Genomic DNA, 12054 nt, shown 5'->3' with positions numbered 1-12054 from the left:
CCCCGCATTCTGCCTATTCCATAACTACCAAGGAGACAAACCATGCAATCCACAAAAAACAAAGCGACCTTCGCTCTCACCCTGCTTGCCAGCCTGGCTTGCGGGCTGGCGCAAGCCGATGTCACGATTGGTGTCATTTTGCCGCTCACCGGCCCGGCCTCGGGTCTGGGCATTCCCATGGCCAACCAGATCAAGCTCTGGCCAGCCACGCTGGGCGGGGAGAAGCTCACCGTCATCGTGCTGGACGATGCCAGCGACCCCACCAATGGCATCAAGAATGCCCGCCGACTGGTGTCCGAAGACAAGGCAGATTTGCTCATCGGCTCGGCGGCAACCCCGGTCGGCATTGCCGTGGCAGGCGTCGCGTTTGAGACGCAAACACCGCAGTTGGTGGCCTCGCCCGTGCCACTGCAACCGGGCAAAGACCTGTGGACCTTTCGCCTGCCGCAGTCCACCGCGGTGATGTCGTACGCCGTGGTGGCACACATGAAGGCCAATGGCGTCAAAACCGTCGGCTTCCTGGGCTATTCAGACTCGTATGGCGAAAGCTGGCTCAAAGAATTCACACCGGTGGCCGAAAAAGCGGGCATCAAAGTGATTGCCGCCGAGCGTTTTGCGCGCACCGACACCAGCGCGACCGCCCAGGCCTTGAAGCTGACATCTGCACAGCCCGATGCCATGCTGGTCGTGGCATCCGGCAGCGGTGCGGCCATGCCGGAAAAAGCCCTGATAGAGCGCGGCTTCAAAGGCAAGATTTACCAAACCCATGCGGCTGCCACCCGCGACCTGATGCGGGTTGGCGGCAAAGACATTGATGGCACTTATGTGGTGTCTGGCCCGGTCATCGCCCCGGAGCAACTGCCCGACAGCAATCCCTCCAAAAAGCTGGCCCTTGATTACGTACAAAAGTATGAAAAGGTCTACGGCCCTGGCAGCCGCAACCAGTTTGCAGCCCACTCCTACGATGCGGCGCTGGTGCTGGAAAAAATCATTCCCATGGCGCTGAAAAAAGCCAAGCCCGGAACCCCGGAGTTCCGCACCGCCCTGCGCGACGCGCTGGAAAACATGGGCCACGTCCCCCTGTCCCAAGGCGTGATGAACTGGACCAAAGACGACCACTGGGGATTCACCAATGAAACCGGTGTCATCGTCAAGGTGGTCAACGGCGACTGGAAAATCGAATAAATCTCTGCCCCGTGGTGCGCACCACGCTGCGCACCACCGCCTTTTTCTGAGGATTTTCTGAGGACTTCTCCATGGATTTTTCGATCGCCAGCGTGCTGCTGCTAGACGGCATCACCAACGGTGCGGTGTATGCGCTGCTAGGTCTTGCCACCGTACTGGTATTCGCGGTGACGCGGGTCATTTTCATTCCACAAGGTGAGTTTGTGGCTTACGGTGCGCTGACCTTGGCGATCCTGCAGACCGGGGCCATTCCTGGCACCGTGTGGCTGCTGCTCATCATGGCCGGTGTGGCGGCGCTGATGAATGCCTGGCGCGCATGGCAGCGCTTCCACCATTTGGGCAGTGCTGCCAAGGCCTTTCTCAAGACGCTGGCCTTGCCGGTCGCCATCGCGGCGGTAACCGCCTGGGCGGCACCACGGCAGTTTCCGCTGCTGGTGCAGGCGCTGCTGAGCGTGTGCGTTGTCACCGCGTTCGGCCCCTTGATCTACCGGGTGGTGTACCAGTCGCTGGCCGATGCCAGCACGTTGGTGTTACTGATCGTCTCGGTCGGGGTGCACTTTGCCATGACCGGTCTGGCTCTGCTGTTTTTTGGTGCCGAGGGCTTTCGCAACCCCAGCTTCTGGGACGAACGCTTTCACCTGGGAGCGGTCAACCTGAATGGCCAGGCCATCATCATCGGTGCCGCCTCGCTGGTGCTGATCGTGCTGCTGTGGCAATTTTTTGAAAAAACGCTGTTCGGCAAAGCGCTGCGCGCCACCGCCGTGAACCGCCTGGGTGCACGCCTGGTGGGCATTTCCACGCATACGGCGGGCAGCCTGACGCTGACCATGGCGGCCTTGATTGGGGCCTTGTCGGGCCTGCTGATTGGCCCCACCACCACGATCTTTTATGACTCCGGCTTCCTGATCGGACTCAAAGGCTTTGTTGCCGCCGTGATTGGCGGGCTGGCCAGCTACCCGGCGGCGGCTCTGGGGGCGCTGTTTGTGGGCATTGTGGAAGCCTTTGCCTCGTTCTGGGCCAGCGCATTCAAAGAGGTCGTCGTATTCACACTGATTCTGCCGGTGCTGCTGTGGCGCTCACTGGCCAACCCCCACTCCGACGATCATTGAAGCACATGGGTACCCCGATGAAGAACACCATGAACCACACCGTGACCAGGCTGGCTTTGCTACTGGCCGTGGCACTGGTCGGCCTGCTGCCGCTACCCACCTTCTGGATCACACAGCTCAATTACATCGGGCTGTACAGCCTGGTGGTGCTCGGCCTGGTGCTGCTGACCGGTATTGGCGGGCTGACCTCGTTCGGCCAGGCCGCCTTTGTGGGCATCGGGGCCTACACCAGCGCCTACCTGTGCGTAACCTACGGATTGTCCCCCTGGCTCACGGTTTGGATCGGCCTGGCGATCACCGGGCTGAGTGCGGTATTGCTGGGCGCGCTCACCCTGCGCATGTCCGGCCACTACCTGCCGCTGGCCACCATCGCCTGGGGCCTGTCGCTGTACTACCTGATGGGCAACCTGGATGCCCTGGGTAAATACGACGGTTTGCTGGGCGTACCGGCCATCACTTTGTTCGGCTGGGACTTGAGCAGCGGAAAATCATTTTTTGTACTGACCTGGGTGCTGGTGTTGCTGGGCGCATTTGCCTTGCTCAACCTGCTGGACTCCCGCACCGGCCGGGCGATTCGCGCGCTGCGCACCGGCGCGCTGATGGCCGAGGCCATGGGTGTCCACACGCTGCGTTTCAAGATTGGCATCTTCACCATCGCGGCACTGTTTGCCAGCACCTCGGGCTGGCTGTTTGCGCATTTCCAGCGCACCGTCAACCCATCGCCCTTCGGTTTGAAGATGGGCATTGAGTACCTCTTCATGGCGGTGCTGGGCGGTGCCGGGCATATCTGGGGTGCCATCACCGGCGCCCTGGTCACCAAGCTGCTGGAAGACCAGCTGCAGGTGCTGTTGCCCAGGCTGATTGGCAGCAGCGGAAACTACGAAATCATCGTCTTCGGCATCGTGCTGGTGCTGGTGCTGAAGTACCTGCCCGACGGGCTTTGGTCGCTCGTTGCACGCTGGCTGCCACCCCAGCAGCGGGCAGTGGACTGGGCCGGTGCCGCACGGCTGCCAGAGCGCGCCAAGCCAGCAGTCGGTGAACAGGTGCTGGACGTGCGGGCCATCCGCAAACAATTTGGCGGTCTCACTGCGGTCAACGACATCAGCTTTGCCATCCGCGCGGGCCAGATCACCGGCTTGATCGGCCCCAATGGGGCGGGCAAGTCCACCACCTTCAACCTGATCACTGGCGTGCTCGGCCTGACCTCTGGCGAGGTGCGCTTTCGGGGTGAGCGCGTCAGCGGCTTGCCATCGCGCAAGATTGCACAGCAGGGTATCTCGCGCACTTTCCAGCACGTGAAGATGATTCCCGAAATGACGGTACTGGAGAACGTGGCCCTCGGTGCCCATCTGCGCGGCAGCAAGGGAGCTTTCTCCGCCATGCTGCGGCTGGACAGGCAAGAAGAACAAAGTTTGTTGCGTGAAGCGCAAACCCAGCTGGACCGTGTCGGCATGGGTGCCCAAGCCTTTGAGCTGGCGGGCAACCTGGCGATGGGCCCGCAGCGCCTACTGGAAATTGCCCGCGCCCTGTGCAGCGACCCGGCGCTGTTGCTGCTGGACGAGCCCGCCGCCGGCCTGCGCCACCAGGAGAAACAGGCGCTGGGCGAAGTGCTGCGCCAACTGCGCAGCGAAGGCATGGCCATCTTGCTGGTGGAACACGACATGGACCTGGTCATGGACGTGTGCGACCACATCGTGGTGATGGAGTTTGGCACGCACCTGATGGAAGGCACACCGGCCCAGGTGCAAGCCAGCCCCGCCGTCCGTGCCGCATACCTGGGCACCGACAGTGACACAGACGACACCACCCCGGCACCCACAGCAGAGGCATTGGCATGACCACCCCACTACTCACCATCTCCGGCCTGCGTGCGGGCTATGGCAAAGCCGAGGTGCTGCACGGCATCTCGTTACAAGCACCGGCGGGCAGCGTGATCACCGTGATCGGCCCCAACGGAGCCGGTAAATCCACCCTGCTGAACGCCGTGATGGGCATCTTGCCCACCCAGGGCAGCATCGAGTTCCAGGGCCAGGCATTGCACAAATTGTCGCTGGAAGAGCGGGTCATGCTGGGCATGTCGCTGGTACCAGAAAAGCGCGAACTTTTCGGCAGCATGCCGGTGGAAGACAACCTGGTTCTCGGTGCCTTTCGCCAGCTGCGCCTGCGCAACAAAGCCTGGCGCAACCAGCTGGACGTGGTCTACGCCTTGTTTCCGCGCCTGAAAGACCGGCGTTTGCAATTGGCCGGCACCTTGTCGGGCGGTGAACGCCAGATGCTGGCGGTGGGCCGCGCCATGATGTCCCAGCCTCGCTTGCTGATGCTGGACGAGCCCAGCCTGGGGCTGGCCCCGCTGATCGTGCGCGAGATCTTCAAGATCATCCACACCCTGCGCCAAACCGGCGTGACCATCCTGCTGGTGGAGCAAAACGCCCGCGCCGCCCTGGAAGCCGCCGACCACGGTTATGTGCTGGAAATGGGCGACTTCAGCCTGCAAGGGCCTGCCGCCGGGTTGGCCCGCGACCCGCGCGTCATCGACACCTACCTGGGTGCTGCACGCACGCCAACGGCCTGACACCCCACCATCGAAAAAACACCAAAACATCATCAAGCGCATGCAGTGCCTGCACAAGACGCTACGAATTCAGGAGCACACCAAATGCATTGAAACCGCACCAACGCCCACCCGGCACTTTGCGCCACATAGCCGCCACCCAACCGCCCCATTTTTATAAAGAGACACACATGAAAAAATCCACCCTATTCGCCCTCACCGGACTGCTGGCTGCCGGTGCCGTCCAGGCCCAAAGCGTCACGCTCTACGGCCTCGTCGATGCAGGTATCGAGACCGTCAGCAACACCGCCGTTGGCCGCATCACCCGCATGCCGTCCAACACCGGCATCCTGCCCTCGCGCGTCGGCATGCGCGGCAAGGAAGACCTGGGCGGTGGCCTGAACGCCGTCTTCACGCTGGAGATGGGCCTGGCCCCGGATACCGGCACATCGGGCCAGGGCGGCCGCTTGTTTGGTCGCCAGTCTCTGGTAGGCCTGGGTGGCGACTGGGGCACCGTCAGCGTGGGCCGCCAGTACAGCATGCTCTACTGGTCGATGATGGATGCCGACATCGTCGGCCCCAGCGTATTTGGCCTGGGTTCATTGGACTCTTACATCCCCAATGCCCGTGCCGACAACGCCCTCGTCTACCGGGCCAAATTCGATGCCCTTAGCGTTGGTGCCACTTACAGCCTGGGCCGCGACACGGTGAACGCCGGGCCATCGCCCGTGGGTACCAACTGCGGCGGCGAAAGCGCCAGCGATGCCCAGGCTTGCCGCGCCTGGTCGCTGCTGGCCAAGTACGACACCCCCACCTGGGGTGCCGCGCTGGCCTACGACCTGCAGCATGGCCGCACGCTCACCAGCGCCACCGACACCGTATTTGGGGTCCTGACCAGCAGCGCCAAAACCGATGCCCGCTTGTCGGTCAACGGCTACGCCAAGTTTGGCGATGCCAAGCTGGCCGCAGGCGTCATCCGCCGCGACAACGACGGCAGCGCCACCAAGCCCAAAAGCGATCTGTGGTTCCTGGCTGCGGCTTACGCCATCAGCCCCGCCTGGACGGTAGACGGCACCGTGGCCCGCCTGGCCTACAAGGACTTTGACAACTCCGACTCCACCCTGGTGGCTGTGCGGGCACTGTACAGATTGTCCAAGCGCACCACCGTGTACGGCCAGTTGGGCCATATCAGCAACCAGAGCCTGGCGGCGGTGTCGGTCAGCGGCGGGGCGGCCGGCAGCAACCCGCTGGCAGGTGGTAGCCAGACCGGCACCATGGTCGGCATCAACCATAGTTTTTAGGTACACCCCCAGGCTGCAGTGCTGCGCATCTTTCGCCACCCCCCTTGCAGGGGGCAACAGCGACAGCCAGGCAAAGCCAGTTCTGCGCTGTTCGCCAAGGGGCGTCGCTGCGCTTGCCCTGGCGAGGATCTGGGCTTTAATTAACATGGAATGTGGCTATAACGCATACATCTTATGCGCGGAAAGCTATCAAAATTAGAGCAATATTATGGCCGCACTGGACGACATCCGCTTCATCCTCAACGAGGTGCTGCAGGCCCCTGCCCAGTGGCAGGCCCTGCCGTCGTTTGCCGATACAGATTCGGACCTGGCGCTGCAGGTGCTGGTTGAGTCCAGCAAGTTCGTAGCCAGCGTGATAGCCCCGCTGCAACGCGTGGGGGACGAAGTGGGTTGCCAGTTCGAGGCGGGCCGGGTGACCACGCCGCCGGGTTTCAAGGAGGCCTACCGGGCCTTTTGGCAGGCCGGGTGGCCGTCGTTATCGTGCGCGGTAGAAGACGGCGGCCAGGGCCTGCCTGCGGTGCTGGAAGGCGTACTGTTTGAAATGCTGGCCGGAGCCAACCATGGCTGGACCATGGCCCCCGGCCTGCTGCACGGGGCCTATGCCTGCCTGAAGCACCACGGCAGCGACGCGCTCAAAGCGGCATATCTGGAAAAAATCGCCACCGGCGAATGGCTGGCCACCATGTGCCTCACAGAAGCCCACGCGGGCAGCGACCTGGGCCTGGTGCGCACCAAAGGCACGCCCCAGGCTGATGGCAGCGTGTTGGTGAACGGCAGCAAGATTTTCATCTCCGGCGGCGAACACGACCTGACCGACAACATCGTCCACCTGGTGCTGGCGCGCTTGCCCGATGCGCCGTCCGGCCCCAAAGGTTTGTCGCTCTTCCTGGTGCCCAAGGTGTTGCCCGACGGCAGCCTGAACGCCGTGGTCTGCGAGCGCATCGAAGAAAAAATGGGCCTGCACGGCAGCCCCACCTGCGTGATGCGCTTTGACGATGCCACCGGCTGGCCCGTGGGCGAGCCCCACAGGGGCCTGAACGCCATGTTTGTGATGATGAACGCCGCGCGCCTGCACGTCGGCCTGCAGGGCGTGGGGCTGCTGGAAGCCGCCTGGCAAAAAGCCCATGCCTACGCCCAAGAGCGCCGCCAGATGCGCGCGCCCACCTCTACCCACGGCCCCAGCCTGATCCGCGAGCACCCGGCCATCCGCCGCATCCTCGCCACCCAGCGCGCCTGGATCGACGGCGGCCGGGTACTGGCCTACCACACCGCCCTGCAGCTGGACGTGGCCGCGCACAGCCCCGATGCGGCCCAGCGCGCCGCTGCGCAGCGCTGGTGCGCCCTGGTCACGCCAGTGCTGAAAGCCGCCATGACCGACCAGGCATTCACCGGGGCCAGCGCCTGCCTGCAGGTGTTTGGCGGCCACGGCTACATCCGCGAATGGGGCATAGAGCAGATCGTGCGCGACAGCCGCGTGGCCATGATTTACGAGGGCACCAACGAGATCCAGGCCATCGACCTGCTGGTGCGCAAGGTGCTGGCCGATGGCGGTGCGGGCATCACCGCGCTGCTGGCCGCGCTGCCCGCCAACCCGCGCCGCGATGCGCTGATGGAGACCACCGCCGCTCTGGTGCAGGCCGCTTCCGCCGACCCCGAACTTGCCTACTGGGTCGCCGACGACTACCTGCGTGCCGTAGCCCTGGCGTTGCTGGACTGGGCCTGGGGCCGCATCGCTGCCACGCCCAAGGCGCAAGCACCGCGCTGGGCAGAACCGGCCCAGGACTTCCAAACCTGGGTGCTGCCCGAGTTCGACATGCGCCTGGCCATCATGCGCCAGCGCCTGCATCCCAAAATAAGTATAAAAACAGCCACTAGCGCAGTATCTGCCTGCGCTAATAGCTACTGATTCAGTAGCAAACCCTTTTTCCCGTTCCCCCTGCTTGCAGCGTGTTGAGGCCACGCTGTGGGCTCCCCTGCGCCTCGACCTTGGAGACAACACCATGAAAAGAAGATTGCACCCTGGATTACTCGCCCTGTCGGCACTCCCGGCAGCCCTGCTGATAGGTTGTGGCGGATCTAACGATGCCCCCCCACAGCTCACCGCGGCCACCCCAGCCACGCTGCAGTCCTGCGCCAGCCTGGCCAACAGCCTGGCGCTGCCCAATACCAGCATCACCTCGGCCGTGGCCGTGGCCGCAGGCGCGCTGGTGGTGCCCGGTTCCAGCACGCCCATCCCGGCGCATTGCCTGGTCACGGGCAAGATGAACCAGCGCACCAGCGCGGTCGATGGTGCCAGTTACGCCATTGGCTTCGAGATACGCCTGCCAGTGGCCTGGAACGGCCGCTTCCTGTACCAGGCAAACGGCGGGCTGGACGGCAGCGTGGTCACCGCCGCTGGCGCCACCAGCGGTGGCGCACCTACGGCTCCCGGCCTGGGCCAAGGCTTTGCGGTGCTCAGCTCGGACGCGGGCCACGGTGCGCCCACACCCTTCTTCGGCGTGGACCCGCAGGCCCGGCTGGACTACGGCTACCAGGCCGTGGGCAGCCTCACGCCCATGGCCAAAAACCTGATTAAAGCCGCCTACGGCAAGGCACCCGACCGCTCGTATTTTGAGGGCTGTTCCAACGGTGGCCGCCATGCCATGGTGGCCGCTGCCCGCTACGGCGACCAGTACGACGGCATCCTGGCCGGCAACCCTGGCTTCCACCTGCCCAAAGCCGCCGCCACCCAGCTGTGGAAGGCCCAGCAGTACGCCACCATCTCCAGCCTGGACAGCAGCAGCCAACCGGTGCTGACCAGCGCCGTCACCCCAGCCGAGTTCAAGATGCTCGGCAACAAAATCCTCGCCAAATGCGACGCGCTGGACGGTGTTACCGACGGTCTGGCACAAGACATAGCCGCCTGCCAGGCCGCCTTCAGCCTGCAAAACGACGTGCCCACCTGCAGCGGTGCCCGCGACGGCACCTGTCTCACGTCGGCCCAGAAGACCGTGCTGGGCAATGTCTTCGCCGGTCCGAAGAACAGCAAGGGCGAGGCCTTGTACACCGGCACCTGGTTCGACCCCGGCGTTGGCGCACCCAACTTCGCGTCCTGGCATTTCGGCTCGCCCCCCACGCGTGACGCGGGTGCCGTGGCCTTCCTATTCACCACGCCCCCCAGCACCGTAGCGGCCTTTACCGCCAGCACCGGGCTGCAGTACGCACTCAACTACAGCATGGAAACCGACTATCCGAAGATATTTGCCACCACCACGCTCTACACCGAATCGGCCTGGGCCTACATGACCCCGCCCGATGAAACCAACCTGGCCACCCTGCGCAACCGGGGTGCCAAGCTCATGGTCTACCACGGCGTGGCCGATGGCGTGTTCTCGCCCCTGGACACCGCTCAGTGGATGGACAAGTTGCAAACCGCGAATGGTGGTAACGCCAGCAGCTTCGCCCGCCTGTTCCTGGTGCCCGGCATGAACCACTGCTCCGGCGGCCCGTCCACCGACCAGTTCGACATGCTGGCCCCCTTGGTCAACTGGGTCGAAAAAGGCCAGGCCCCCGATAGCGTGCTGGCCAACGCACGGGGCTCGGGGTCCAGCGTCGTCAACACCGACGTGCCCAGCACCTGGTCCGCCAGCCGCAGCCGCCCGCTGTGCGTCTACCCCAAAGTGGCCCGCTATAACGGCAGCGGCGATGTGGAAAGCGCGGCTAACTTCAGCTGCAAATAGGTGCCCATAAGAGGACTGGAATGGCTGGCAAAATGGGGATACATATGCCCGTCTCCAGTCCCTCCAAACCCCGCACTACGCTTGACACCAGCCTGCTGGAGGGGCTGGTGGGTTACAACGCCCGCCGGGCCTACCTGGTGGTGCGTGAACTGTTCGTCCAGCGTATGGCGGCATACGACCTGCGCCCCGTAGACTTCTCCCTGCTGTCGCTCATTACCCACAACCCCGGCATTACCTCGCGCCAGCTCTCTTCTTCCCTCAGCCTGCTGCCGCCCAATGTGGTAGGCATGGTTACGGCCCTGGAAAAACGCGGCCTGATCGAGCGCCAGCCCCATCCCTTGGATGGCCGTGCGCTGGGCCTGCACCTGACCGATGCGGGCGAAATATTTGTGGCACACGCCGAAAGCACCGTGGAGCAGCTGGAAATGGAGGCAACCCCCAGCCTGACCGCCACCGAGCGCAAAACCCTGATTCGCTTGCTGCAAAAAATATACCGCACGTAATTCAGTTATAGCGCAGATACGTCGTGCGTACAATGCTATTAAACTAGTAGCAATTTTGATTTTTGCGGTATAGTTGAACCGCTGAACAGGTGCCAGGCAAGCACCTTGAAATCCCCAACACACATTGCACCGAGGAGAACACACCATGAGTTCCAAAGAAAACGTCGCCATCCACCAACTGCTGGCCCTGCTGGAATCCCGCTACGCCATCCGCGTGCTGTGGGCCCTGCGCGACGGCCACGCCCAGACCTTCCGCCTGCTGCAAGACAGCGTGGGCGGTGTCACCCCCAACACCCTGAACACCCGTCTCAAAGAGCTGCGCGAAGCCGACTTGCTGACCCACGGCAGCGATGGCTACAGCGTCACCCCCAGCGGTGCCGACCTGCTCAAACGCCTGAGCGACCTGCAAGCCTTCGCCGGCAAATGGTCCACCGCACAGGCAAAAAAGGTCAAGTAACCCGCTGCAGCGGGCAAAAAGGGGGCTGGGAAGTGATTCCCAGCCCCCTTTTTTCGTGAAGAACGCTAAACCGCTGGCGGCATACCCGTGCTTTGCAACATTGTGGATACTGCGGCTACAAACACGCGCACTAGGTCCACCGCCCAGAGGGCTGTAGCCGTGGTCACATCATCCCCGGTGTAGTCGGCCAGCAGGCGGACCTGCTCGATCTCGTTCAAAGACCGGCCCAACGCACTGGGCAGAAGATTTGTCTGAATGGGTTGGTGCGCAAAGGCCTCGCCCAACCGACCGCCCTGCCTACCGCCGCGCATGCCGCACGAAGGCTTGCGCCACCTGCAGCACCTGGGCGCGCTGGAAGCTGAGTCCGGTCAATACCACCCGCCCCTCATACCCTTTGTAAAAAAGGCGGTTGATCAAGGCGGTCAGCATATTCACCGACCCAAAGTGGCTTCGAACCAGCGCCGGGTCCCGAAAACGCAGCACCAGGTTGGTTCGGTTGCTGGTGGCATAGAGACGCACGGCATCCACATCGGTCCAGGGGATCCTGCGCCCGCCACGGCGGTAGTCCAGGATGCCGAAGCGATCCAGCACCAGCGCCGGACCTTGCCAAAAGAAATCGCGCACGCACCCCCAGGCGACAAACAAGCTGATGACCACGCCAGGAGCGCACAGGAGCGCCGCCCCTGTAGGAGTAACAAAGTAGGCTATGGCACCGAATGCGACGACGCAACCCAGTACAAACAGCAGCATGGCCAGCAAAACCAACACCGCCCACATCCGCGATAGGTGCAGCTCCAAGGGCTCGGGAAGCGTGGCTGCCGGACGGGAGGGCGCAGCCAATGACCTGACCGGCTGCGCAGCCGACACCGGTGGTGGCCGCCCGGCAGCGCCAGGAGCGCTAGAAGTGCGGGAAACCGACTGGCTGCGCGGCGCAGACGCTGGCAGGCTGTCGCGGGCATCCTCGTCCTCGTCCTCATCCTCCTCTGCACTGCCTGAAGAGGCAAAACCGCTCCAGCCAAACCACACCAGAAATGCACCGAAAGCCGTCCAAGCCGCCACCCGCAACACAAAGCCCAGCGGGTGCGCGGCGAAGCTGACGTCTGCGCCACTGCCCGACAAGCCGGCGATAGCCCCCACCCACAGGCCTGCCGCCGCCAGTTTCAGGCTGCACAAACCAAAAACGATCGCGAACAGGTTCTTGACCAGTTTTCCAAAAGAATTCATCGTCC

11 protein-coding genes are annotated in these 12054 nt (G+C 63.5%); 9 read left to right on the top strand and 2 right to left on the bottom strand.

The genetic code is table 11. From position 1 onward, the window contains the following. Window positions 1–42 precede the first annotated feature (42 nt). The 9 genes from AC097L_RS13265 to AC097L_RS13225 all read left to right on the top strand — a co-directional run bounded on the left by AC097L_RS13265 (window position 43) and on the right by AC097L_RS13225 (window position 10825). Window positions 43–1185: an ABC transporter substrate-binding protein gene (locus tag AC097L_RS13265; protein ID WP_479586901.1), complete on the top strand. Its 1143-nt coding sequence runs from the start codon at window positions 43–45 to the stop codon at window positions 1183–1185. 71 nt (window positions 1186–1256) lie between these two features. Next, the gene (locus tag AC097L_RS13260; RefSeq protein ID WP_479586900.1) at window positions 1257–2294 is read left to right on the top strand and encodes a branched-chain amino acid ABC transporter permease; all 1038 of its coding nucleotides are present in this window, start codon (window positions 1257–1259) and stop codon (window positions 2292–2294) included. A gap of 29 nt (window positions 2295–2323) precedes the next feature. Continuing rightward, window positions 2324–4132, top strand: coding sequence for a branched-chain amino acid ABC transporter ATP-binding protein/permease (locus tag AC097L_RS13255; RefSeq protein ID WP_479586899.1), 1809 nt, complete (start codon window positions 2324–2326; stop codon window positions 4130–4132). Further along, the gene (locus AC097L_RS13250) at window positions 4129–4866 is read left to right on the top strand and encodes an ABC transporter ATP-binding protein (protein WP_479586898.1); all 738 of its coding nucleotides are present in this window, start codon (window positions 4129–4131) and stop codon (window positions 4864–4866) included. Before AC097L_RS13255 ends, AC097L_RS13250 begins: the two co-directional genes overlap by 4 nt. A 170-nt stretch (window positions 4867–5036) precedes the next feature. Further along, on the top strand, window positions 5037–6146 hold the full coding sequence (locus AC097L_RS13245; RefSeq protein WP_479586897.1) for a porin: 1110 nt from the start codon (window positions 5037–5039) through the stop codon (window positions 6144–6146). A gap of 208 nt (window positions 6147–6354) precedes the next feature. Then, complete coding sequence (locus AC097L_RS13240; protein ID WP_479586896.1) at window positions 6355–8052, top strand: acyl-CoA dehydrogenase family protein; 1698 nt, start codon at window positions 6355–6357, stop codon at window positions 8050–8052. A 94-nt stretch (window positions 8053–8146) separates the two neighbouring features. Then, window positions 8147–9865, top strand: a complete 1719-nt coding sequence (locus tag AC097L_RS13235; RefSeq protein ID WP_479586895.1) for a tannase/feruloyl esterase family alpha/beta hydrolase — start codon at window positions 8147–8149, stop codon at window positions 9863–9865. A 44-nt stretch (window positions 9866–9909) separates the two neighbouring features. After that, a complete protein-coding gene (locus AC097L_RS13230; protein ID WP_479586894.1) occupies window positions 9910–10368 on the top strand; it encodes a MarR family winged helix-turn-helix transcriptional regulator in 459 nt (152 codons plus the stop codon). A gap of 145 nt (window positions 10369–10513) precedes the next feature. Next, window positions 10514–10825, top strand: a complete 312-nt coding sequence (locus tag AC097L_RS13225; RefSeq protein ID WP_479586893.1) for a winged helix-turn-helix transcriptional regulator — start codon at window positions 10514–10516, stop codon at window positions 10823–10825. 65 nt (window positions 10826–10890) lie between these two features. Here the strand turns inward: AC097L_RS13225 and AC097L_RS13220 are convergent, their stop codons facing one another. Continuing rightward, window positions 10891–11043: a hypothetical protein gene (locus AC097L_RS13220; RefSeq protein ID WP_479586892.1), complete on the bottom strand. Its 153-nt coding sequence runs from the start codon at window positions 11041–11043 to the stop codon at window positions 10891–10893. Between the two features lie 79 nt (window positions 11044–11122). Further along, entirely contained in the window at window positions 11123–12049 is a 927-nt protein-coding gene (locus tag AC097L_RS13215) for a hypothetical protein (RefSeq protein WP_479586891.1), read from the bottom strand. Between the last annotated feature and the right edge of the window lie 5 nt (window positions 12050–12054).

This window comes from Rhodoferax sp. RT5P35 (genome assembly GCF_056521385.1).
Note: the sequence above shows the minus strand (reverse complement) of the source record. Positions and strands in the feature narration are given on the sequence as shown.

Coding starts and splice junctions, on each gene's coding strand:
- AC097L_RS13245 (WP_479586897.1), top strand. CDS start 5,037: ATGAAAAAATCCACCCTATTCGCCCTCACCGGACTGCTGGCTGCCGGT.
- AC097L_RS13265 (WP_479586901.1), top strand. CDS start 43: ATGCAATCCACAAAAAACAAAGCGACCTTCGCTCTCACCCTGCTTGCC.
- AC097L_RS13230 (WP_479586894.1), top strand. CDS start 9,910: ATGCCCGTCTCCAGTCCCTCCAAACCCCGCACTACGCTTGACACCAGC.
- AC097L_RS13250 (WP_479586898.1), top strand. CDS start 4,129: ATGACCACCCCACTACTCACCATCTCCGGCCTGCGTGCGGGCTATGGC.
- AC097L_RS13255 (WP_479586899.1), top strand. CDS start 2,324: ATGAACCACACCGTGACCAGGCTGGCTTTGCTACTGGCCGTGGCACTG.
- AC097L_RS13215 (WP_479586891.1), bottom strand. CDS start 12,049: ATGAATTCTTTTGGAAAACTGGTCAAGAACCTGTTCGCGATCGTTTTT.
- AC097L_RS13260 (WP_479586900.1), top strand. CDS start 1,257: ATGGATTTTTCGATCGCCAGCGTGCTGCTGCTAGACGGCATCACCAAC.
- AC097L_RS13240 (WP_479586896.1), top strand. CDS start 6,355: ATGGCCGCACTGGACGACATCCGCTTCATCCTCAACGAGGTGCTGCAG.
- AC097L_RS13235 (WP_479586895.1), top strand. CDS start 8,147: ATGAAAAGAAGATTGCACCCTGGATTACTCGCCCTGTCGGCACTCCCG.
- AC097L_RS13225 (WP_479586893.1), top strand. CDS start 10,514: ATGAGTTCCAAAGAAAACGTCGCCATCCACCAACTGCTGGCCCTGCTG.